Consider the following 22,703-nt stretch of genomic DNA (forward strand, 5'->3'; position numbering starts at 1 on the left):
CCATCCCAGACCCTGCACCTGGAAGAGGCATGCCCTGATGAGCACCGACGGCACCACCCCGACCGACCCGAACACCGTCGCCCCACAGACGTTCAGCCCCCAGCCGACCGGCGCCACGACCGTCGAGCCGGGCACCCCCGCCCCGTCGGTCAGCGAGGGGACGCTGGGCAACGTCCAGGAGACCGACACGGAGCCCGGCTGGATCGCCCGGCACACCGCCACGCTGATCGCGCTGATGGTCGCCGTCATCGTCGCCGCGGTGGCGATCGCCGGCGTGATGCTCTGGAAGGACCGCATCGACGACCGGAACTCCGACACCGAGGCCGCCGTCGCGCAGAACGTCGCCACCCAGGGCGCCACGGTGGAGACCGTCCAGTGCGACGGCGACCGCTGCGCCGCGGTCATCAACGGGCAGGCCTACACGGTGCTGGTGCAGAAGGACGCGCACGGCAAGCGGCACTTCGGCGTCTCGGCCTACGCGGGCAACTGAGGGTCGGGGGCATCGCAGGCTGGGTGCATCAGGAACAGGTCTTGCCATATTGCGAGGGCGGTCTTGTGTCCTCACTTGCGATACCGATCCGGAACCTATGCATAGGCTGAATGCAACCAACTGGCCCACGGACGGGCGCTGAGCGTCTCACCATGCGGCCGCACCAATCGCATCCCAGGAGTACCTCAGTGTCGCAAGCAACGCCGCCTCTCTACGACAGCCCGAAGGACGCCAAGGCGCAGGCCAAGGCCGCGAAGGCGTACCAGAAGGCCAGCCGGCCGTGGTTCAAGAAAAAGCGTTTCATCCTTCTTCTCATCCTTGTCGTGATCGTCGGCATCATCATTGCCAACATGAGCGGTTCGTCGTCCTCGTCGACCTCGTCGTCTTCTTCCGGTAGTGGCTCGACATCCGACGGTGGCTCCTCCGCGGACGGTGGCTCGTCGTCCGACTCCGGCGAGGCGCAGGCTGCGGGGCTGAACCAGGCCGTCAAGGACGGGAAGTTCGAGTTCACCGTCACCGGGCAGGACTGCTCCCAGACGACGATCGGCGCCAGCCAGTACGCCCAGTCCACCGCGCAGGGCGTCTACTGCATCGTGTCGCTCCACGTCACCAACATCGGTGACGAGGCGCAGTACTTCGACGCGTCCAGCCAGAAGGCGTTCGACGCGCAGCAGAAGCAGTACTCCGCCGACTCGGGCGCGGCCATCTACCTGGGTGACGCGAACTCCTTCCTCGAGCAGCTGAACCCGGGCAGCGCGGTCGACGGCCAGTTGGTCTACGACGTGCCCGCCGGCACTCAGCTCACCCAGATGGAGCTGCACGACTCGATGTTCTCCGGCGGCGTGAAGGTGAACCTGGGCTGATGTGCCCATCGCCGAAGCTGCGGTGGCCGCGGTAGCCGCTGATCCGGCCGGTCCACGCCGCCCCGCTCTCCTCCCGGAGGGCGGGGCGGCGCTGTTTCCACAGGTGGTGACCGCGACCAGATGCCGCCCAAGCAGGCGTGCGAGCATCGCGGAGTGGCCGACCTCCATCGCCTGCTGATCGCCAACCGCGGGGAGATCGCCGTCCGCATCGCCCGGGCGGCGGCGGCGGAGGGCATGCAGTCAGTCGCCGTCGCGGCCGGCGACGAGCCGGGGGCGCCGCACCTGGTCGCGGCCGACGCCACGTACGCCCTCCCCGGCACCCGCCCGGCCGGCTACCTCGACGTGGCCGCGATCGTGCAGGCCGCGACCGCCACCGGCTGCGACCTGCTGCACCCCGGCTACGGGTTCCTCTCCGAGAACCCCGACCTCGCCGCTGCCTGCGCCACGGCCGGCGTCACCTTCGTCGGCCCGCTGCCCGGCACCCTCGACCTCTTCGGCGACAAGGTCCTCGCCCGGGCCCTCGCGGAGACCGCGGACGTCCCGGTGCTCCGCGGCACCAGGGCCGGCGTTGACGCGGCCGCCGTCGCCGACCTCCTGGACGACACCGGCGCCGTGATGCTCAAGGCCCGCGCGGGCGGGGGAGGACGCGGTACCCGGGTGCTGCGCCGTGGTGACGACGTCAAGGCCGGGCTGCAACGTGCCTCCTCGGAGGCGCTGGCCGCCTTCGGCGACAGCGCGCTCTTCGCCGAGGTCCTGCTGGACGGCGCCCGGCACATCGAGGTGCAGGTCCTCGGGGACGCCGACGGCTCGGTGACCGCACTCGGCGACCGGGACTGCTCACTGCAGCGGAACCGGCAGAAGCTGGTCGAGATCGCGCCCGCCGACGGGCTGTCCGCCGACCTCCGCGGCCAGCTGCACCGTGCCGCGACCACTCTGGCCCGCGAGGCCGGCCTGGTCGGTCTTGCCACCGTCGAGTTCCTGGTCGCCGGCGACACCTACGTGTTCCTCGAGTGCAACCCCCGCCTGCAGGTCGAGCACACCGTCACCGAGGAGACCCTCGGGCTCGACCTCGTCCGGCTCCAGCTCCGGGTGGCCACTGGCGCCACCCTCGCCGACCTGGGCCTCCTCGACGGCCCGCCCCGCCCGCTCGGCTGGGCCGTCCAGGCCCGGGTAAACGCCGAGAGCGGCGGCACGATCACCGCGCTGGGCCTTCCTGGCGGCCCCGGTGTGCGGGTCGACACCGCGGCCCGCGTCGGCACCGAGCAGGGCCTGCGCTACGACCCGCTGCTGGCGAAGGTCGTCGTGCACGACCGGTCCGGCGACCTCGCCGACGCGCTCCGGCACGCCGGCCGGGCGCTGGCCGAGGTCGACGTCTGCGGCGTCGCCACCAACACGGCCTTCCTCCGCGCGCTGCTCGCCGACCCCGACGTCCTCGCCGGCCGGACCACCACCACTTTCGTCGACGAGCACGTCGCCGAGCTGGTCGCCGCCGCGGAGCAACACGAACCAGACGCCGCTGACGCCGTTCACCTTCCGCGCGGAAAGCCAGGAGAAGCGGTGGAGCAGGGGGAGGACGGGCTGCTCGCCCCGGTGCCCGGCACCGTCGTCGCGATCGAGGCCCCGGCCGGGACGACGGTGGAGCCCGGCGGCACGGTCGTCGTCCTCGAGGCGATGAAGATGGAGCACGTCGTCGCCCTGCCCGCCGGCGGCACCGTCCGCCGGCTCGCCGTCCGACCCGGGGACACCGTCCGGCAGGGGCAGCTGCTCGCCACCGTCGAGCACGGCGAGGCGGAGGAGCAGGACGCGGCCGAGGTCCAGGACCTCGACGCCGAGCGACCCGACCTCGCCGAGGTCCGGCGGCGGCACGAGCAGGGGCTCGACGAGCACCGGACCGAGGCGGTCCGGCGCCGGCACGCCGCGGGCCGCCGGACGGCACGGGAGAACCTGGCCGATCTCGTCGACGAGGGCAGCTTCCTCGAGTACGGCCCGCTCGTCTTCGCCGCCCAGGAGCGCCGCCGGAGCACGGAGGAGCTCCAGGAGCGGACACCGGCCGACGGCGTCATCGGTGGGCTCGCCGACATCAACGGCGACCGGGTCGGCAGCGAGCGCAGCGCGGCGGTCGTCGTGTCTTACGACTACACGGTGCTCGCCGGCACCCAGGGCATGCGCGGCCACCTGAAGAAGGACCGGCTGTTCGAGCTCGCCGAGAAGCGCCGGCTGCCCGTCGTCCTGTTCGCCGAGGGCGGGGGTGGGCGACCCGGTGACGTCGACCTGCCCACCGTCTCCGCGCTCGACACCGCGGCGTTCGCGCTGTTCGGCAAGCTGTCCGGCCTGGTGCCGCTGGTCGGGATCGCGTCGGGGCGCTGCTTCGCCGGCAACGCCGCGCTGCTGGGCACCTGCGACGTCGTCATCGCCACCGAGGACGCCAACATCGGCATGGGCGGCCCGGCCATGATCGAGGGCGGCGGGCTCGGCGTCGTCGCCCCCGAGGACATCGGCCCGATCGACGTCCAGCACGCCAACGGCGTCGTGGACATCCGGGTCGCCGACGACGCGGCCGCGGTGGCGGCGGCACGCCAGTACCTCGGCTACTTCCAGGGTCCCGTCGACGGGTGGAGTGCCCCCGACCAGCGGCTGCTGCGCCACCTGGTCCCGGAGAACCGCAAGCGGGTCTACGACGTGCGCGCGGTCCTGCACGTCCTCGCCGACGAGGGGTCGGTGCTCGAGCTGCGCGACGGCTGGGGCACCGGCATGGTCACCGCCCTCGCCCGGGTCGAGGGCGCGCCGGTCGGCGTGATCGCCAACGTGCCGACCCACCTCGGCGGCGCGATCGACGCCGACGCCGCGGACAAGGCAGCCCGCTTCCTGCAGCTGTGCGATGCACACCGGCTGCCGGTCGTCTCCCTCTGCGACACCCCCGGCTTCATGGTCGGCCCGGAGTCGGAGAAGACGGCGACCGTGCGGCACTTCTCCCGGCTGTTCGTCACCGGCGCGAACCTGTCGGTGCCGATGGGCACGGTCGTCGTCCGCAAGGCCTACGGACTCGGCGCGCAGGCGATGGCCGGCGGCAGCATGAAGGTGCCGCGGTTCGCCGTCGGCTGGCCGACCAGCGAGTTCGGGCCGATGGGCCTGGAGGGCGCGGTCCGGCTCGGCACGCGGCGCGAACTGGAGTCGATCGCGGACGACGCCGAGCGCGAGGCCGCCTACTCGGCCGCGGTCGCCGCCGCCTACGCCAACGGCACCGGCCTCAACGTCGCCGCCCACTGGGAGATCGACGACGTCATCGACCCCGCGGACACCCGCCGCTGGATCGCCACCCTGACCCGGGAGGTCGCGGCGACACCCCGCCCGGCCGGCCGGGTGCGCTCGAACATCGACACCTGGTGAGAGCTGCGGGCCGGTGCCAGGCTGCATCCATGCCAGTGCCGATCACCATCCGCGGTGTTCCGGATGAGACGCGGGACGAGTTGGCGGCGCGGGCCGCCCGGGCGGGGCAGTCCCTGCAGGCGTACGTGCGGGGACAGCTGACCGCGTTGGCCCAGCGACCGAGTCCCGACGATCTGTGGGACCGCGTGCAGCGCCGAGTGCAGGGGACGGGGTCCCAGCTTCCGGCAGAGGTCGTCCTCGAACTGCGGAGGGGCAGCCGTGACCGTCCTCAGTGACCGGTTCCGCGCCGACATCGACGGGCACATCGCCGACCTGCACGAGCGCCGTGCAAAGATCTGGCCGGCCGACGTCCCGAGGGAGGTGCGGTACCCGCTCGACGAGGTGCCGCTGACGGCGCACCTGCGGCACTGGGCTCGTGAGCGTGGCGACCGGGCGGCGTTCGTCCTCGGCGACCGGACGCTCAGCTACGCCGAGCTCGACCGGCAGAGCGACCGGCTCGCCGCGCACCTCGTCGCCGGCGGGGTGCGCCCCGGCGACCGGGTCGCCGTGTTCATGGGCAACAGCCTGGAGTTCGTGCTCGCCTTCCATGCCGTGCTGAAGGCCGGCGCGGTGCACGTACCGGTCAACCCGATGTTCCGCGGCGAGGAGGTGCGCTACGAGCTCACCGACACCGGCGCGCAGGTCGCGTTCGTCGCCACGGCACTCCGGAACGCGTTCGACTCCGGCCGTACCGACGCCGTTCGCACCGTCATCGACGAGGCGGGGATCGCCGGCGTCGTCGGCCGGGAGGCGCAGGCACCCGTGGGCGACGGCGACCTGGACGCCCTCGCCGCGCTGAACTACACCGGCGGGACGACGGGGCTGCCCAAGGGCTGCGAGCACACCCAGCGGCACATGCTCTACACCGCCGCAAGCTCGCTGACCGCGATGGGCACCCCGGCCGACGACGTCTCGCTGGTGTTCCTGCCGATCTTCTGGATCGCCGGGGAGGACGCCGCGCTGCTGCTGCCGCTGGTCAACGGGTCGACCTGCGTGCTCATGCCGCGCTGGGACGTCGCCGAGGCCCTCGACCTCATCGAGGCGCACCGGGTCACCACCCTGGTCGCCCCGGTCGACTCCTGGATCCCACTGCTGGACCGGGCGGAGGCCGAGAGCCGGAACCTCTCGAGTCTGCGCGTCCCGCTGGCCGTCTCGTTCGTCACCAAGCTCGACGCGACGCTGCGGGGGCGGTTCACGAAGGTGACCGGCTCACCCGGGGTGCTGCGCGAGGCGGCGTTCGGGATGACCGAGACGCACACGATGGACACCTTCACCGGCGGCCTGGCCGACCGGGACCTCGCCGGGCGGCCGATCTTCTGCGGGCTGCCGGTGCCCGGCACCGACATCGTCATCGTCGACCGGGAGACCGGCGACCTGCTGCCGGTGGGGGAGGAGGGCGAGATCGCGGTGCGGTCGCCGTCCCTGCTCTCTGCCTACTGGGGCCGGCCCGACGCCACCGCCGACGTGCTGCAGGACGGCTGGCTGCTCACCGGCGACAGCGGCCAGCTCGACGAGACCGGGTGCCTGAGCTACCTGGGCCGGCGCAAGGAGATGGTCAAGGTCAACGGGATGAGCGTCTTCCCGACCGAGGTGGAGTTCCTGCTCGGCCGGCACCCGCGGATCGCCGGTACTGGGGTGCTCGGCGTCCCCGACCCGACGACCGGCGAGCGGGCGGTCGCCTTCGTGATGCTGGCTCCCGGCGCGACCGACACCGCCGACGACGTGGTCGCCTGGTGCCGGGAGAACATGGCGCCGTACAAGGTGCCCGAGGTCCGGCTGGTCGACAGCCTGCCGCTGACCGCCACCGGCAAGGTGGTCAAGCGGGAGCTGGCGGACCGGCTCGACCTGCCGGCCTGACCCGCCCTGCGCCCGATGGAGCATCGGTAGACGGCGAGATTGTGACGAGCGTCGGTACCCAGATGTGACGAGGTCTGTCCACCTGCGTAACGAGTTCGACCCACGCGCCGTGGCACTGTGGAGGTCGTGTCTTCCGCAGTGCCCGGCGCCTCCGCTCCCGGCGTCACCCCACCGCCCGGTCCTCAGGACACCACCGCACCTCGCAGCGCCGAGCACGCCCGGCTGGCCGAGTCCGCCGACATGGCCTCGCCCTGGCGGAAGTGGGGCCCGTACCTGGCCGGCCGGCAGTGGGGGACCGTCCGCGAGGACTACTCCGAGTCCGGTGACGCCTGGGCCTCCTTCCCGTTCGACCACGCCGTCGCCCGCACCTACCGCTGGGGCGAGGACGGCCTGGGCGGCATCTGCGACCGCTACGGCTTCCTGAACATCGGCGTCGCCGTCTGGAACGGCAAGGACCCGGTCCTCAAGGAGCGGCTGTTCGGCCTGACCAACGGCGAGGGCAACCACGGCGAGGACGCCAAGGAGCACTGGTGGGCCGTCGACGGCACGCCGACGCACTCCTGGATGCAGTGGCTCTACCGCTATCCGCAGGCCGAGTACCCCTACGCGCAGCTGCGCGAGGAGAACGCCAAGCGGTCCCGGCTCGAGCGCGAGTACGAGCTCAGCGACACCGGCGTCCTGGACGAGGACCGCTTCTTCGACGTCCAGCTGACCTACGCCAAGGCCGGCCCGGACGACGTCTGCATCACCGTCACCGCCACCAACCACGGCCCCGACCCCGCGCCGCTGCACCTGCTGCCGCAGGTCTGGTTCCGCAACACCTGGTCCTGGGGCCTCGACGACCGCAAGCCCACCCTGACCTACACCCCGGACGCCGACGTCCCCACGGTCGTCGCCGAGCACGGTTACCTCGGCCGCTGGGTGCTCGCCGCCGACGGCGGCCCCGAGGTGCTGGCGTGCGACAACGAGACCAACGCCGTCGCCCTGTTCGGCGCGCAGAGCAACTCGAGCGAGTACCCGAAGGACGGCATCAACCGCCGCGTCGTCCACGAGGACAAGTCCGGGGTCAACCCCGACGTGACCGGTACCAAGGCCGCGTTCTGGTACCAGTGGGACGCCGTCGAGCCGGGCGAGACGGTCACCGTGAAGCTGCGGCTGCGGCAGGAGGACGCCGACTCGCAGATGTTCGGCGCGCAGTTCGACGAGGTCCTCGGCCTGCGGAAGACCGAGGCCGACGAGTTCTACGCGAACGTCGTCCACGCCGACCTCTCGGACGACGACCGACACGTGGCCCGCCGCGCCTACGCCGGCCTGCTGTGGACCAAGCAGCTGTACCGCTTCGACGTCGCCCGCTGGCTGGACGGTGACCCCGACGTCCCCGCGCCGGGGGCACGCCGGGCGAAGGGGCGGCGGAACACCAGCTGGCGCCACCTGTCGCTGGCCGACGTCATCTCGATGCCCGACGAGTGGGAGTACCCGTGGTTCGCCGCGTGGGACACCGCCTTCCACACCATCCCGCTGGCGCACGTGGACCCCGACTTCGCCAAGGAACAGCTGGTGCTGATGTGCCGCGAGTGGGCGATGCACCCCAACGGCCAGCTGCCCGCCTACGAGTGGGCGTTCGGTGACGTCAACCCGCCGGTGCACGCGTGGGCCGCGTGGCACGTGTACCGGATCGACGGTTACCGCGACCAGCAGTTCCTCATCCGGGTGTTCACCAAGCTGCTGATGAACTTCTCCTGGTGGGTCAACCGGAAGGACGCCGACGGCTCGAACGTCTTCGAGGGCGGCTTCCTCGGGATGGACAACATCGCGCTGTTCGACCGCTCCGCGCCGCTGCCCCCGGGCTACCGGCTGGAGCAATCCGACGCGACCAGCTGGATGGCGTTCTACTGCCAGCAGATGCTGAAGATCGCCCTCGAGCTGTCCCGGTTCGACCAGGCGTGGGACGGTACCGTCACCAAGTTCTTCGAGCACTTCCTCGCCATCGCCGAGGCGATGAACGCCTTCGGCTCGCACGAGGTGTCGCTGTGGGACGAGGACGACGGCTTCTTCTACGACGTCCTGGTCGCACCCGACGGCTCGCCGGAGCCGCTGCGGGTGCGCTCGATGGTCGGCCTGCTGCCGATCCTGGGGACGACAGAGATCCCGGCCTGGGTGACCGAGCGGCTGCCGGACGTCGCCGACCGGGTGCGCTGGCTGCAGAAGCGCCGGCCGGAGCTGATGGGCCCGCTGACCACCCGCCGGGCACCCGAGGGCCGCAAGATGCTGCTGTCGCTGGTGGACAAGAAGCGGCTGAAGCGGATCCTGCAGCGGATGTTCGACGAGGCGGAGTTCCTGTCCCCGTTCGGCGTCCGGTCGCTGTCGAAGTCGACCGGGCAGGTGTTCGCCAACGTGGGCGGGCGGGACGTGTCGATCGAGTACGAGCCGGGGGAGTCGCGCACCGGCCTGTTCGGCGGCAACTCGAACTGGCGCGGGCCGGTCTGGTTCCCGGTCAACGTGCTGCTCGCGGACAAGCTGCGCACGCTGGGCCGGCACTACGGCGACTCGTTCACCATCGAGCTGCCGACCGGGTCGGGGAACCACTGCACCCTGGTGGACGCCGCCGACCTGATCGACAACTCGCTGACCGCGCTGTTCCGGCCGGTCGACGGCAAGCGCCCGGCGGACGGCGACCGGATCGAGTCCAGCGACTCGCCGCTGTGGCGCGAGCACCCGACGTTCAGCGAGTTCTTCGACGGCGACACCGGCGAGGGCCTGGGCGCCACCCACCAGACCGGCTGGACGGCGCTGGTCGCCCACCTGCTCAACCCGCGGCTGCCACCCGACCCCCGCTGGGTCTGACGCTCGACCGCCCGTCGCCACAAGCGTGCCTTTGGCGAGGTGGTGACGGGGGATGGCGCAGCCGCACCGAGGACCTGGGCACGGTCACCTCTGTGTCGGGCCCTCGGGTGCTGCTCGACCGGAGCTACGACTGTCCTGGGCCTCCACGTCCCATCCCCGCAGCCGTCCGCGGCTGTGCCAAGGTGGGATCGTGGTCGACGACCTCTTGGTGGCCCGCAACCCCGAGCCCGGCTCGTCCTTGCCCTACGTGATCCGGATCCCGCTGGGTCCGGACGGGATCGTCGTCAAGGCGCGGGAGACCTGGCCCGGTGCCTCCAAGGTCTACTGCCACCGCGCCGGGGGCTGGCCCGCCGACGCGGAGATCGTGGAGCGGCACGCGGTGCGGTCATGCAGCCGCCGAGGGCCGGCCATCGACCTCGTGCTGGCGCGCGCCCGGCAGAACCGGTCGCAGTTCGTGCTGACCCAGGTCCGCGGCCGTCAGGTGATCTTCTGGCAGAGCCCGAGCACGACCAAGCAGGCCCGCCCCCGGGTAGCACTCCCGACGGCCCGCGCGGCCGGTCAGGTCCTGGAGATCGTCGTCGACTCCGGCGAGAAGTACCCGTGGTCGTTCGGCCACCAGCAGGCCGTCACCCGCCGCCAGCGGTTGCCGGTCGGCGACTACGCGGTGATGAGGGACGACGCCGTGGTGGCGGCGGTCGAGCGGAAGAGCGTCGGCGACCTGGTCAGCAGCCTGCTGTCGGGGCGACTCACGTACGCCCTGGCCGACCTCGCCGGTCTGCCCCGCGCGGCCGTGGCGGTCGAGGACCGGTACAGCCGGCTGTTCACCTTCGAGCACGCCCCCGGAGCGGCTGCTGCGGAGTCGCTGGCCGAGGCCCAGGCGCGGTTCCCCTCGGTGCCGATCGTCTTCTGCGAGACCCGACCCCTGGCGCAGGAGTGGGCCTACCGTTGGCTCGGTGCCTGCCTGACCGAGCTCGATGCCGCAGCGGGCACGGTCGGGGTCGAGCACACGTTCTCCCCAGGGGGCGCCGTGCCGGCACCGGCTCCCCGCCCGGCAGTGGTCCGCGAGTGGGCGCGGGAGCGGGGACTGCAGGTCAGCGCCCGTGGGCGGATTCCGCAGGACGTCGTCCACCAGTACCTGGAGGACACCGGCCTTCCGGGTTGACGACGATGCGGTCCGACGTTCCGGCCTGAACTCAGGCTGACCTGTTGACCGCTTCACCAGGTCACAGCCAGGCCTCGATGGCGTCCAGCTGCTCGTGGGTCAGTCCGGTGAACAGGTCAGGGGCGACGACGAGGACGTGCGGGTTCGCGGCGAGCCAGTCGCCGGTCTCCGCCGCCTGCTCGGCCAGGTCGTCGTCGATCCAGACGATCCGCCGGCCGGGCTCCTCCGCGGCGACCTCCTGCGCGGCGGTCAGCTTCCACCAGCCGGACTGACCGCCGAGCCGGCCCGTGAAGCCGGTCGGTCGGGCTCGTCCACCGGACCTCTCGCGCAGTCCGCGGGGCAGCCCGAGGGGCTCGGCGAGCAGCAGGTCTGCGTTCTCCGCCCAGGTGGTCAGCCACTGGATCTCCACCCGGCCGGACTCGTGCAGCCCGCGCAACCGGGCCGTGACCGTGGGGTCCCAGGACAGCACGTAGCCGTTGAACACGCCCTGCTGCCAGCCCGGCGGTAGTTCCCAGCGCATGGCGTTGAGCACCCCGTCGACGTCCAGCAGCAACAGGGGTGGGCGGATCGATGACATGCGGGTCCCTCCCGTGGCGCGTCGGCCCCGAGCGGGCGTCGACGCACGACCTGATCCGAGCCTAAGAGGGCCGTCGTCGCCGGTGGGGAGCTCCGCTCCGACAGTCCTGGCAGCGGGGTGCGGCTCACGCCGCGGCTCCCCGCAGTGGATCACTGCGCCAGTCCTTCTCACGCTCACCCCTGCGCCGAAGGCAATCCGTTCATCTCGGCACCAGGGCGGCCGATGACTCGGTCGTAACGAGCGTCGATGGAGGAGGCAGCATGGCCGGACTGGAGCGCTTGCTCAACGGAGAGGACCAGGTCAGTGACCTCGTCGCGTTTCTCGCCGATCTCGATCCACAGCCGTTGGCCCGTGTGCTCGGCCTCGAGGCCGACGGACTGAGGGTCCGGCGAGAGGCCCTGGTCAGTGGCCGAGACGGTCGCGTCGACCTGCTGGTGGAGAACGCTGCCGGTGGGCCGCTGGCCCTGGTCGAGGTGAAGATCGGAGCCGGACAGCATGGCCGCCAGTACGCGGTCTACGACGAGTGGGCCGCGCAGCATGGCCTGTCCGCCTCATGTTGGCTGGTGACCCTCACTGGCGACGACCCGGATGCGCTGCCGGCGTGGCACACAGATCTCACGCTCGCTGAGTTGGTCGGGGCCTGGCGGAAGAGTGACCATCCGGAGGCGGCGTGGCTCGCCGACCTGGCCGCGGGGATCCTCGAGCGGCGGGCGGAAGAGCTGGACGGTCGACTCGGGCTGGCCCAGGACCGGGTGGTGGCAGACCTCCTCGTCAAGCGACTCAAGGCCAGCTTGCGGCAGAGCCCGGCGGCGGGCCGACTGGACCTCGCCCTCGGTTCTGGCATGCGCACGAACGGCGGCGCGCCGATGCTGCTCGGCTGGTGGTCTGTCGGGACGCGCGCGGGCCTGGATGTCTTCATGACGCTTGACCTCCGAGCCGACAACCCTCGACCGCGCGCATGGGTGCTCCGACTCGGACTCGAGGTCGATCCGCGAGACGTTCTGGACAGCGCGGAGGCGAGGGTGCTGGCGCATGACCTGGCTACGCCGATTGCCGCGCGCCTGACACGAACGGCGCTGATCGCGAATCTGAGCACAGATCAACGACACCTTGCCGCAGCGCTCGTGCCGCGGGAGCGGGGCTGGCACGACGGACTCTCCGGCGAGCCCTCACCACGGCGACTCGCGGACTGGCGCGCCGCGGCAGCCACCGGCGAGCCGGCGAGCCGACACCCGATGCTCTTCAGCGACTCTCTGGACAACGGTGGACTGCGTCTGGCCTCGCAGCTGCCGGTCAACGCGGCCGAACTCGATTGGCGCGACATGCTGGAGTTGATGGAGGTGTCGCTGGACCATCTGGCCAGCGTTGCTGCGGACGTCACGGTGGACCCCGTCGAGGAATGACCCAGCAGCTACAGCTCACCTGACAGCCGGCGCCACAGAAGTGCGGCTGTTGCACTCGCACGACGGAGTGAGCGCCGAGCAGCTGACTGGTCTGCGACGCCGCTGGCCCGACCCGGCGCGGTGCCTGGCCACCGCATGACTCCGTGCCGTCCGCCTCCAACGACCGTGGAGAACCCGAATGCGCCGTCTATGTCTCGCCCTTTTGACCAGTGGCGCCATGCTGCTGTCAGCCTGCGCTGCCGAACCTGCGGCTCCTTCTACGGATCCCGTCAGCGCGTCCACGCCACCGCCGGCTTTCACCGGCCCGTCCGGGTTGGAGCGCGAGTCGGAGCAAGCGGCCCGTGCTGCGCTGGAGGCCCAGCGGCTCGCCGCAGAAGCCGCGGCCGCCGCTGCGGCTTCTGCGGCGGCAGAGGCAGAGGCAGAGGCAGAGGCAGAGGCTCAGCGCCAAGCGGAGGAAGCCGCCGCCGCGGAGGCTGCACGCGCGTCGGCTGCAGCAGCAGACGAAGCGCAGGCGCCGCCGCCTGAGGACGAGTGCATCGGCTACGGCTGCAGCCCGGAACAGGACGCCGAGATCCTCGAGGGAGAGCGGTTGGCGAACGACGACTACGGGCCTGGCTGCGGCTACCAGCTCTGTAGCGAGCCGGGCTACTGAGAGCCATACGTTGCCCACGTCATGGGTCGGCTGCTGCTCGTGGGGCGTTGGGGACGGGTGGTGTCACGACTTCGCGACGGTGGGCGGTCCGGCGCGTTTCCTCTGCCACTGTCCGCATCACGCCGGAACCGGCCGGTCGCTCAGTGCCAGGAGTACGGGATGCGCGGAGTCGTCGTCATCGATCAGCCGGTCGAGGACCGGGTCGTGGGTTGGCACGTGAACGTCGGCGAGGGCCTGGAGTCGACGATGGCCGGTGCTTGGGTGCTGCCGTCCGACGACGACCGGATCGCCCGCCTGCTGGTCGGCCGGGTCCTCGTCACCACAGAGAAGGCCGCGGTCCGCTTCGGTCGCGGTGCTGACGTGGGCGCCCTCGCGATGGCGATCGTCGCCGAGACCAGCGCCCTGGACGCCGCCTTCGCCGCGCACGTGGCCACGCTGCCGTCGTCCAAGCGCAGCCTGGTCACCCCGCGCTGGCCGCGGATCCCCATCCGGCCGCGCGCCGAGGTCGCCGGCGACCTGCTGGCCAGCGACGCGCTGACCCTGGCGCGGTGGGTCTCCCAGCTGCTGGCCGTCTGGGACCGGATCGAGAAGGAGCGCCTCTCCCGGCCGTTCCTCGCCGTCCGCGGCGGCGAGCTCGCCCGCCCGCTCCCGCCCGGCTGGGCGACGGCCGACGTCCTGACCCTCGCCGCCTGAGCCCCCTCGTCCCCGCCGAGAGCACGCCTTCGGCGAGGTCAGCCGTCAGGCGACGCCGTCCTTGACCTCGACGATCAGCGGCACGTGGTCGCTGCGTCGCGATGCCACCCAGGCGTCGAAGTCGCCGACCTGCACGGTGAGGGCGTCGCTCCAGGCGGCCGGCACCATCAGGTGGTCGATGTGGAAGGGCCGGTCCTGCCGCCAGTGGTGGTAGTAGGTCGGGTCAACGGGTGACTCGTCGGCGGTCAACCCCCGGGACGCGCGGTAGGCGTCCACCAGGCCCAGGTCCTCGAGCCGGCGCACGACCGTGCGGTACTGCGTCTCGCTCGAGCTGATCGGTGCGTTGAAGTCGCCGGCCAGCACCACCGGCTCGGTCGGGTCCAGCTGCGCGATCCGGTCGACCGCCCGGTCCAGCTGGCCGACGTAGCTCGGCTGCCCGGGCGAGACCACCGTCCACAGGCCGACGAGGACGAAGGGCAGCGGCCCGTCGACCTGGACCGGCAGGGTCCAGGCGGGCGCGGAGTCGGCGCGCTCCTGGCGGCTGACCGACCACGGCCCGCAGGCGACGACGCCCAGCTCCTTCGGGTTCTCCCGCGTCACGCGTCGGCTGACGTGCGTCACCGGTCGATCGCCCGATGCCAGCGGCCACTCGGGCAGCGGCGAGGCCTCGCACACGACGGCGACGTCGATGCCCTCACCGAGGAGGTGGGGGAGGTTCGCCAAGAACTTCCCGCAGCAGTTCCAGGTCGCCAGCTTCACCAGCCCATGACAACAGCGTGCCGCCGCAGCACGGTCGACTGCGGCGCCGTCCTCACCCGCACGGGTGGTCAGCTCGCGAGCGGCGTCCCCTGGAACACCTGTCGGCGGTGCCAGCTCACGTGCGACGCGGCCGGTGGCGCCGTGCCCGGGCGGGGGTCGAGCGGACGGCCGTGCAGTGCGTAGACCGCCCGCCCCGACGGCGTCCGCGCGGAGAAGCGCTGCGAGACGATGACCGCGAGCTCGTCGTCCAGGCCGAGCGCACCGCGGTCGAACAGCTTGTGGTGCAGCGAGCAGAGTGCCAGGCCGTTGTCCAGATCGTCCGGGCCGTCCAGCGCGAACCACCGCACGTGCGCAGCCTCGACGCCGATCGCCATCCCGCCGGATCGACCGTCGAACCCGCAGAACGCGCACTGCTCGTCCCACGCCTGCAGGACGGCGGCGCGCCACGCCTGGCTCCGCTTTCGCACCGTCCCGGAGGGGACCTCGACCGGCGGCGCCTCAGGGTCGAAGCCGACCGCGACCAGGACGTCGCCGGCCACGGTCGGTGAGAAGTGGCTGTCGACCAGCGTCCGGGCGACCGTCTCGATCAACGACGGCTCATCGCGCAGCCGCCGCTCCAGCGACGCCTCGAACCGGCCGGTGACGCCGGTGCGCAATGGCGACACCGTGTCGTCGACGACGTCCGCGTCCAGCGTCCAGATGCCGTCCGCGCGGAGCCGGGTGAACGGGTAGGCGGCGCTCTGCGCCTTCCCGGTGTTCGACGCCGGACCGAACTCGGCGATGAGGTCGGCCAGCTGCTCCTCGGCCACCGACTACGGCACGTCACTCGACCCCGTCGCGGCCAGCCGTCCCAGTGCCAGGAGCGCGAGCAACGGCTTGTGCGGAGAGCGCTGGCCGTTGCGCTGGTGCTGCCGCAGAGAGGAGAAGGCCGCGAGCACCTCGCCGGTGGTCGCCGCGCCTGTCATCCCGTCACATCCGCCCACGGCGCCGTCCCCCGGTGGGACGGCGCCGAAGGCGCGCCGTCGGCGACGACGGGGGTCAGGACATCGGGTGGGCGGTGAGGAACTCCGCGACCAGCGGGACGAACTCCGCCGCCCGCTCAGTACCGAGCGCGTGGCTGGAGCCGGGGCCGGTGAACATCTCGAGCTTCGCCCCGGGGATCGCGTCGGCGACCTGCTTGCCGTGCCACGGCGGGGTCAGCAGGTCCTGCTCGCCGGCGATCACCAGCGTCGGCGCGGTGATCTCACCCAGCCGGTCGAGGGTGTCGTGGCCCATGTCGGCGTCCCATTGCTCGGCGCAGGTCTGGATCTGCTCCGGCGTCGACGGGAACAGCGGCAGCAGCTCCTGGATCAGCTTGCCGAACTCCGGGCTGTCCAGCAGCTGCGGGGAGAACGCGACGCCGAGCGCGCCGAGCCCCGCCTCCAGGTCGCCCACCCGCCAGGGGTGCGCCAGCCCGGTCATCATCGACCGCTGGAACCCGTCCGCCCGCGCCCACGTGCAGTACAGGACGAGCGAGGCGACCCGCTCCGGCGCCGCCAGCACCACCTCCTGCGCGATCGCGCTGCCCAGCGAGTAGCCCAGCACGTGGGTGCGCTCGATCCCCAGGGCGTCGAGCACCCCGAGCGCGTCGTCGGCCAGCGACCGGACGGTGAAGGGGTCCGCTCCGCGGGTCGAGCCGCCCATCCCGCGCAGGTCGTAGGTGATCACCCGGTGCCGGCCCGCCCAGGCCTGCGCCAGGTCGACCCAGAAGCCCAGCGACTGGCTGGTGCCGTTGATGATCAGCAGCGGCTCGCCCTCGCCGTACTCCTGGACGGCGACGGTCATGTCGCCGACCTCGACGGTGCGTGGCTCGTGGACGGTCAGTGTGCTCAACGAGACTCCCATGCTCGGCCGGAGGCTGCCTGGACCACGCCCCACTCGCGATCAGCGGGGGAGGTGTCGTGCGGAGCGATTGTGGGCCACTTCACATGCTCGGCGCCAATGGGGGTAGAACTGCCCGGGGACGGCGCACGACGGGGTGCGCCCCCGCACGGACTGGGGGACGGGCATGACGATGACGCAGCCGGCTGGGACGACGCTCGACGAGCGGGTCGAGCACGTCGACGTGCTGATCGTGGGAGCAGGCATCTCCGGGATCGGGGCCGCCTACCACCTCAAGGAGCACTTCCCGGGCAAGAGCCTCGTCGTCCTCGACGCCCTGGAGAGCCACGGCGGCACGTGGAAGACCCACCAGTACCCCGGGGTCCGGTCCGACAGCGACCTGTTCACCTTCGGCTACCGGTTCAAGCCCTGGCGCGGGCCCTCCATCGCGTCCTCGGAGGAGATCCTCCGCTACCTCGACGAGGTGATCCGGGAGAACGGCCTGGACGCCCACATCCGCCACGAGCACCGCGTCACCTCCGCCACCTGGTCGACCGACGACCGCCGCTGGACCGTCGAGGTGACCCGCGGCGACACCGGCGAGGAGCTGGTCTTCACCACCGACTTCCTCTGGATGTGCCAGGGCTACTACAAGCACGACCAGGGCTACACCCCTGAGTGGCCGGGCGTGGACCGGTTCCAGGGCCGGGTCGTCCACCCGCAGCAGTGGCCCGGGGACCTGGACCTCACCGGTAAGCAGGTGGTCGTCATCGGCTCGGGCGCGACGGCGGCGACGCTCATCCCGGCCATCGCCGAGACCGCCGCGCACGTGACCATGCTGCAGCGCTCGCCCACGTTCTTCTTCGCCCGTCCCAAGACCCACGAACTGGCGACGACGCTCCGCGCGCTCGACGTCCCGGAGGAGTGGACGCACGAGATCCTCCGCCGGGCCTACATCGCCGAGCTGAACGAGCTCACCCGGATCTCGGCCGAGTCACCCGACCTCGCCCGCGAGTTCCTCATCGAGTCGATGCGCCCCCAGCTCCCGCGGGACGTCGACATCGACAAGCACTTCAACCCCTCGTACCGGCCGTGGCAGCAGCGGATCGCCGTCCTCCCCGACGGCGACCTGTTCACCGCCATGCGCGAGGGCAAGGCCTCCGTCGTCACCGACACGATCGAGACGTTCACCGAGACGGGCATCCGGACGTCGTCCGGTGAGGAGCTGGAGGCCGACATCATCGTCACCGCCACCGGCTTCGACCTCAGCGTGTTCGGGGACATCGCCTTCACCGTCGACGGCCGGCCGGTGGACTTCGCCGACACCGTCACCTACCGCGGGCTGATGTTCACCGGCCTGCCCAACCTGGCTTACGTGTTCGGCTACTTCCGGCACAGCTGGACCCTGCGCGCCGACCTGATCAGCGACTTCGTCTGCCGGCTGCTCGCGCACATGGACGAGAAGGGGGCGTCGATGGTCGTGCCGCAGCTGCGGCCCGAGGACGCGGACATGCCGCTCGGTCCCTGGGTCGACCCGGTCAACTTCAACCCCGGCTACCTCGCCCGGTCGATGCACCTGATGCCCAAGCAGGGCGACCGGGAGCCGTGGACCCATCTGCACGAGTACGTCGAGGAGCGGGAGATCCTCCCCGCCGCCGACCTGGACGACGGGACTCTCGTGTACCGCTGACCTTTCCCAGCCCAACTGCACGAACGAGGTGACGGAACGGCTCCGCCCGATCGCTGAGCCGCGTCCTCATCAGCTGAGCGCGAGGGCCTGCCGGAGGAAGCCGACGAACTCGTCCGGCCGTTCCCAGGCGCCGAAGTGGCCGCCGGCGGTGCCGTGCTCGAACGCGCGCAGGTCGAACAGCCGCTCGGCGACCGAGCGGGGCGCCTGGATGATCTCGCCGGGGAACTGGCTGACCACGGTGGGCACGTCGATCCGCTCGATCGGCGGGCTCGGCTTGACGTACGGCGCGAACGACGTCCCGATCGCCCCGGTCACCCAGTAGGCGGTGACCCAGGTCAGCACGTCCTCGCGGCTGAACACCGTCTCGACGTCGCCACCGCAGTCGCTCCAGCTGCGCAGCTTCTCCACGATCCAGGCGGCGAGCCCGGCGGGGGAGTCGCCCAGCCCGACCGCCAGCGTGTGCGGCTTGGTCGACTGCTCGTGCATGTACGCGCCCTCGTCCGACCGCCAGGTCGAGATCCGCTCCCGCAGGTCGCGCACGTCGTCGGTCTGCATCGCCGGGTCGCCGCTGAAGGCGGCGGCGAGCGGGACGTCGGTGACGTGCAGCGCGGCCACCCGGTCGGGGTGGTCCACGGCCAGCGCCGTCGCGACGCCCCGCCCGATGTCGCCACCGGAGACGACGTACCGGGCGTACCCGAGCTCGGCCATCGCCTCGGCGATGACCTCGGCCATGTCCGCCGCCGACAGGTCCCGGTCGGGCAGGGGAGCGGCGAACGGGTAGCCGGGCAGCGCCGGGACGACGACGTGCACGTCGGTCAGCAGCGGCAGCACCCGCTCGTAGCGCAGCATCGAGTCCGGCCAGCCGTGCAGCAGGACGACGGCGGTCGCGCCCGGGTCAGCGGCGCGCTGGTGCACCGCCCGCAGCCGGCTCGTCCGCGCCCAGGGCAGCGACCGGATCCGCTGCTCGTGTACCCGCCAGTCGTAGTCGTCGGCCCAGCTGCGCAGGAGCTCGGCGAGGAAACCGTGCTCGGTGCCGCGGTCCCAGCCGGGGGTGCCGGTGCCCTCGACCGGGCGGTAGGCGCGCAGCCGCCGCCGCAGGTCCTCCAGCGCCGCCTCCTCGACCAGTGGCGGTGCGGCGTCGTCCGGGTCTGGTCCTCCAACGGTCACGGCGTCACCTTGGCAGCCCGCCCGGTCCGACGAAAGCACGCCTTCGGTGACCGAGCGAGGTGGTCCGGGGAAGTCCCACCACGAGAGCCGTGGCTTCCGCGTCCTCACCCCCACCTACCCCGGCTTCGAGGTCGAGGTCGCTCGGGGCCGTCGGGCGTCGTCCTCGACTCCGCTCCCACCGAGGGGGTCAAGGTGGTGCCGCTGTCCCAGCTCCGTTCGATCTGGTCGGTGCTCGAGAACCCGGCCAACCGGCACCGGGCGGTCGGGCTCACCGAGGAGCAGTGGCACGCCTTCACGAACACCTTCGACGAGGACGGGGCGCGCGCCTTCTACCAGCGCTGTGCCATCCCGGCGTCCGGCGGGATCCTGTGGAACTCGGTGCCGGCGAACCTGATGCCCGGCCCGCAGGACGCCCACGTGGACTACCGCAACGGTGCCCGCCCGCCCCTGCTGTTCGTCTCCGGGAGCGAGGACCACTTCATGCCGCCGACGGTGCAGCGGTCGAACGCCGAGCACTACTCCGGCGACACCGTCACCGAGGCCCGCGAGTACACCGGCTACCCGCACCTGCTGCCGGCCGCGCCGGGCTCGGAGCAGATCGCTGACGACGTCCTGGACTGGGCGCTGGCGCACGCGACCGGCGCGCCGTCCGGGGTGTCGTGAGGCTGACCCACGGACGTGTGCTGGGCTCCGGCGTTCCCCCGAGGACGCCGGAGCCCGGCAGCAGTACGTCAGGCCAGACGACGGGCGGTGTTGTAACCGGACATCGCGTCGAGGGACACGATCTTGACGACCGAGCCGGCCGTCGGCGCGTGCACCATCTGGCCGTTGCCGATGTACATGCCCACGTGGCTGACCGGGCTGTAGAAGAACACCAGGTCACCGGGCTTGAGGTCGGCCTTCGCGACGTGCGTGCCCATCGTCGACTGGCTCTTCGACGAGTGCGGCAGCGAGATCCCGGCAGCCTTGTAGGCGTACTGGGTCAGGCCGGAGCAGTCGAAGGAGTTCGGGCCGGCTGCGGCCCAGACGTACGGGTCACCCAGCTGGGCGAGAGCCGTGTCGACGGCGGTCTGGGCAGCGGCGCTGGAGGCGGCAGCCGGGGCGGCGGCCACGGTTGCGGTGTCGGGCGCTGCCGCCTGGGCGGCCAGCGGGGTGAGGACGAGGCCGGCACCGGTGAGCAGGGCGACCAAGGCCCCACGGGTGGTACGGCGTGCGGGGGCTGTGTGCATGGTCGTCATGGACGACGTTTCTCCTGGTTCTCCACGACCGCCTACCGAGTTAGCTGACGGGTTCGGGCGGGGAACTCGCCCGGCGCGCCGGCTGGTTGCCCGGTCGCGCTTCACCCCAGGACTGCACTGGGTCCTCGGCCCGGCTTGCTCAGCGACGTTGCTGAGGGCGCCTGGCTCGGCGGTGCCCGGCGGGTGTCACACGGAAGGCGACGACTGGACCCGGCGGGCGCGATGAACGTATGGGTGGGACAGCAGTGACGCTCGTCTACAGCGAGTTACTCACCGGTCACCCAAGTGACATGTTGACAAGTCGACGCGCGTCGACACGCCGACGACGACCTGCATGGGGACGACGAGGCCCCTCTTTGACTCTCAACTGTTCCAGCGCGATGGTTGGTTGATGCATCTTGTGTGACCTGCGCGCGCCTGAGCATGCGGTGACGACGCGATCACGCGGACTGCCCTTGCAGCGGCCAACGACACGCCGGGGCGCCTCGGCTCACGGAGCCGCGAGGCGGAAGACCGGCCAGCCGATCTCGGTGCGCCAGGCCGCCGGGTCGGCGGTGTCGCGGGGGCCGGTCAGGTAGGTCTCCCGCACCGGGCCGGCCACCGCGAGAGCGTGCTCGACCACCCAGCGGCCGAGCTCCCCGTAGGTGACGTCGATGGAGTCGTGGTCGCCGACGTGCGTGGCCACCGCCAGCTCCACGGCCGGCAGCGTTGCCGGGTGCACGCGACCGGTACGAGGGGGAGCGGCGGTCGGCCGGTACACCAGCACTCGCCCCCGGCCGGCGGTGAACAGGTCGTTGTCGTACAGCCCGCCGGGCGGGCCGGGCATCCCGACCAGTGCGTCGAGTTCGGCCATCGCCCCGGAGTACCGGCGCAGGACGTCGTCGAGCTCGACCGTCCCCTCGACCGCGGCGACGGTCATCGCCGTCACCGCCCGCAGCTCGACCGCCAGTGCCGTCGGTTCGGGACGGAGCAGCCGCTGCAGCGAGGTCACCGCCGCACGGGTGCGCTCCAGCTGGTCCTCGAGCCGCTGCAGATGGTCGACGACGAGCTCGGCTCGCGCGCCGGGTCGGGCGTCTGCAGGATGCGCTGCACGTCGGGCAGCGGGACGTCGAGCCCCCGCAGCCGGTGGATGACCTGCGCCGCGGGGATCTGCTCGGCGCTGTAGTAGCGGTAGCCGCTGGCAGCAGCGACGCGGGCAGGCTCCAGCAGCCTGGCGTCGTGGTGACGCCGGAGCGTGCGCACGCTGAGGTGGGTGAGCTGCGCGAACTCGCCGATGGTCAGCACGCGCCGACTCTGCACCCTCTCCCCGCGGGAGGGTCCAGCGCTGGACCTGCTCCCGGCGGGAGGCGGCACGGTGTGCCCATGACCACCTCTCTCACCCCCGCCGAGCTGCCCGCCGTCGTCCGCAGCTACCTGACCGCCCGGGATGCCGACACCGCGGTCCACACCTTCACCGACGACGCCGTGGTCGTCGACGACGGCGCGACCCACCGCGGCGCCGAGGCCGTCCTGAGCTGGCTGCACCGCGCGGCGTCGGAGTACACGTACACCACGGAACTGACCGGGGCCCAGCGCATCAACGGCGACCACTCGCTCGTGGTTCAGCATCTGGTGGGGGACTTCCCGGGCGGCGTGGTCGACCTGCGCTACCAGTTCACCGTCCGGGGCGACCGCATCGCCGAGTTGACCATCGCGCCCTGACCCTTGCGCCGGTTGCCGCTGCTCCTGTCAAGGGGTTCGGCGCATCTGTGGACAGCGCCCTGAGCTGCGGATATGTCTTGTCGGGCACTCCTGACACCGCTAGACTTCGTACACCTGTTCGAAGCGGTGGGAGGGGTGTCTGGTGGGTGAGTTGCAGTCCGCGCTGGACGCCCTGGCCGCCGAGGACCTCTTCGCCCTTCCCCCGGGTGCGGTGCTGGACCGGGCCACCCTGCTGTTGACCGTGGTCAACCGCGCCAACGCCGAGTTGACCCGCACCGTCCGGCACGCCGACTCCACGGGCGCCGCTGAGCACGACGGCAA

The 22,703-nt window shown here is 71.8% G+C and carries 20 protein-coding genes, 1 pseudogene and 1 riboswitch; of the genes and pseudogenes, 13 read left to right on the forward strand and 8 right to left on the reverse strand.

Going from position 1 to position 22,703, the window contains the following annotated elements; translation table 11 throughout:
- Positions 1 to 37: 37 nt before the first annotated feature.
- From FHL80_RS03485 to FHL80_RS03515, 7 genes are all read left to right on the forward strand, one after another.
- Positions 38 to 490: a hypothetical protein gene (locus tag FHL80_RS03485; protein ID WP_138732067.1), complete on the forward strand. Its 453-nt coding sequence runs from the start codon at positions 38 to 40 to the stop codon at positions 488 to 490.
- A 188-nt stretch (positions 491 to 678) separates the two neighbouring features.
- A complete protein-coding gene (locus FHL80_RS03490) occupies positions 679 to 1,353 on the forward strand; it encodes a DUF4352 domain-containing protein (protein WP_138732068.1) in 675 nt (224 codons plus the stop codon).
- Between the two features lie 153 nt (positions 1,354 to 1,506).
- A complete protein-coding gene (locus FHL80_RS03495) occupies positions 1,507 to 4,740 on the forward strand; it encodes an acetyl-CoA carboxylase family protein (RefSeq protein WP_246078431.1) in 3,234 nt (1,077 codons plus the stop codon).
- 29 nt (positions 4,741 to 4,769) lie between these two features.
- A complete protein-coding gene (locus FHL80_RS27180; protein ID WP_138732070.1) occupies positions 4,770 to 5,015 on the forward strand; it encodes a FitA-like ribbon-helix-helix domain-containing protein in 246 nt (81 codons plus the stop codon).
- Positions 4,999 to 6,636, forward strand: coding sequence for an AMP-binding protein (locus FHL80_RS03505; protein WP_216870384.1), 1,638 nt, complete (start codon positions 4,999 to 5,001; stop codon positions 6,634 to 6,636). The genes FHL80_RS27180 and FHL80_RS03505 overlap by 17 nt, the downstream gene beginning before the upstream one ends.
- Before the next feature lie 126 nt (positions 6,637 to 6,762).
- Positions 6,763 to 9,480: an MGH1-like glycoside hydrolase domain-containing protein gene (locus FHL80_RS03510; protein ID WP_246078432.1), complete on the forward strand. Its 2,718-nt coding sequence runs from the start codon at positions 6,763 to 6,765 to the stop codon at positions 9,478 to 9,480.
- 190 nt (positions 9,481 to 9,670) lie between these two features.
- Positions 9,671 to 10,642, forward strand: coding sequence for an Lsr2 family DNA-binding protein (locus FHL80_RS03515; RefSeq protein ID WP_138732071.1), 972 nt, complete (start codon positions 9,671 to 9,673; stop codon positions 10,640 to 10,642).
- A 61-nt stretch (positions 10,643 to 10,703) separates the two neighbouring features.
- On the opposite strand, the gene FHL80_RS03520 is transcribed toward FHL80_RS03515, so the two are convergent.
- Complete coding sequence (locus FHL80_RS03520) at positions 10,704 to 11,219, reverse strand: HAD domain-containing protein (RefSeq protein WP_138732072.1); 516 nt, start codon at positions 11,217 to 11,219, stop codon at positions 10,704 to 10,706.
- Between the two features lie 260 nt (positions 11,220 to 11,479).
- Between FHL80_RS03520 and FHL80_RS03525 the strand changes: the two genes are divergently transcribed.
- From FHL80_RS03525 to FHL80_RS03535, 3 genes are all read left to right on the forward strand, one after another.
- The gene (locus tag FHL80_RS03525; RefSeq protein WP_138732073.1) at positions 11,480 to 12,622 is read left to right on the forward strand and encodes a PDDEXK-like family protein; all 1,143 of its coding nucleotides are present in this window, start codon (positions 11,480 to 11,482) and stop codon (positions 12,620 to 12,622) included.
- A 313-nt stretch (positions 12,623 to 12,935) separates the two neighbouring features.
- Positions 12,936 to 13,274 carry a hypothetical protein gene (locus FHL80_RS03530; RefSeq protein WP_138732074.1) on the forward strand — a complete coding sequence of 113 codons (339 nt, stop codon included), beginning with the start codon at positions 12,936 to 12,938 and terminating at the stop codon, positions 13,272 to 13,274.
- A gap of 159 nt (positions 13,275 to 13,433) precedes the next feature.
- Positions 13,434 to 13,967, forward strand: a complete 534-nt coding sequence (locus FHL80_RS03535; RefSeq protein WP_138732075.1) for a hypothetical protein — start codon at positions 13,434 to 13,436, stop codon at positions 13,965 to 13,967.
- 45 nt (positions 13,968 to 14,012) lie between these two features.
- On the opposite strand, the gene FHL80_RS03540 is transcribed toward FHL80_RS03535, so the two are convergent.
- From FHL80_RS03540 to FHL80_RS03550, 3 genes and pseudogenes are all read right to left on the reverse strand, one after another.
- Complete coding sequence (locus FHL80_RS03540) at positions 14,013 to 14,726, reverse strand: endonuclease/exonuclease/phosphatase family protein (RefSeq protein ID WP_138732076.1); 714 nt, start codon at positions 14,724 to 14,726, stop codon at positions 14,013 to 14,015.
- Between the two features lie 68 nt (positions 14,727 to 14,794).
- Positions 14,795 to 15,691: pseudogene (locus FHL80_RS03545) on the reverse strand (phosphorothioated DNA-binding restriction endonuclease).
- 73 nt (positions 15,692 to 15,764) lie between these two features.
- Positions 15,765 to 16,598 carry an alpha/beta fold hydrolase gene (locus FHL80_RS03550; RefSeq protein WP_246078435.1) on the reverse strand — a complete coding sequence of 278 codons (834 nt, stop codon included), beginning with the start codon at positions 16,596 to 16,598 and terminating at the stop codon, positions 15,765 to 15,767.
- 181 nt (positions 16,599 to 16,779) lie between these two features.
- Here FHL80_RS03550 and FHL80_RS03555 point away from each other — a divergent pair, with 181 nt between their 5' ends.
- Positions 16,780 to 18,276: a flavin-containing monooxygenase gene (locus FHL80_RS03555; protein WP_246078436.1), complete on the forward strand. Its 1,497-nt coding sequence runs from the start codon at positions 16,780 to 16,782 to the stop codon at positions 18,274 to 18,276.
- Between the two features lie 69 nt (positions 18,277 to 18,345).
- Here FHL80_RS03555 and FHL80_RS03560 read toward each other — a convergent pair whose 3' ends face one another.
- A complete protein-coding gene (locus FHL80_RS03560; protein ID WP_246078437.1) occupies positions 18,346 to 19,443 on the reverse strand; it encodes an epoxide hydrolase family protein in 1,098 nt (365 codons plus the stop codon).
- A 192-nt stretch (positions 19,444 to 19,635) separates the two neighbouring features.
- Between FHL80_RS03560 and FHL80_RS03565 the strand changes: the two genes are divergently transcribed.
- Positions 19,636 to 20,106, forward strand: a complete 471-nt coding sequence (locus FHL80_RS03565) for an alpha/beta fold hydrolase (protein ID WP_216870386.1) — start codon at positions 19,636 to 19,638, stop codon at positions 20,104 to 20,106.
- 68 nt (positions 20,107 to 20,174) lie between these two features.
- Here FHL80_RS03565 and FHL80_RS03570 read toward each other — a convergent pair whose 3' ends face one another.
- The 3 genes from FHL80_RS03570 to FHL80_RS26085 all read right to left on the reverse strand — a co-directional run bounded on the left by FHL80_RS03570 (position 20,175) and on the right by FHL80_RS26085 (position 21,965).
- Positions 20,175 to 20,681 carry an NlpC/P60 family protein gene (locus FHL80_RS03570; RefSeq protein ID WP_138732080.1) on the reverse strand — a complete coding sequence of 169 codons (507 nt, stop codon included), beginning with the start codon at positions 20,679 to 20,681 and terminating at the stop codon, positions 20,175 to 20,177.
- Between the two features lie 15 nt (positions 20,682 to 20,696).
- Positions 20,697 to 20,836: riboswitch (cyclic di-AMP (ydaO/yuaA leader) on the reverse strand.
- Between the two features lie 335 nt (positions 20,837 to 21,171).
- The gene (locus FHL80_RS26080; protein ID WP_246078438.1) at positions 21,172 to 21,672 is read right to left on the reverse strand and encodes a GyrI-like domain-containing protein; all 501 of its coding nucleotides are present in this window, start codon (positions 21,670 to 21,672) and stop codon (positions 21,172 to 21,174) included.
- Complete coding sequence (locus FHL80_RS26085; RefSeq protein ID WP_246078439.1) at positions 21,669 to 21,965, reverse strand: MerR family transcriptional regulator; 297 nt, start codon at positions 21,963 to 21,965, stop codon at positions 21,669 to 21,671. Before FHL80_RS26085 ends, FHL80_RS26080 begins: the two co-directional genes overlap by 4 nt.
- A gap of 78 nt (positions 21,966 to 22,043) precedes the next feature.
- On the opposite strand from FHL80_RS26085, the gene FHL80_RS03580 reads away from it, so the two are divergent.
- A complete protein-coding gene (locus FHL80_RS03580; RefSeq protein WP_138732081.1) occupies positions 22,044 to 22,382 on the forward strand; it encodes a nuclear transport factor 2 family protein in 339 nt (112 codons plus the stop codon).
- The last annotated feature ends 321 nt before the right edge of the window (positions 22,383 to 22,703 follow it).

This window comes from Modestobacter excelsi (assembly GCF_005930495.1).
Lineage (GTDB): Bacteria > Actinomycetota > Actinomycetes > Mycobacteriales > Geodermatophilaceae > Modestobacter > Modestobacter excelsi.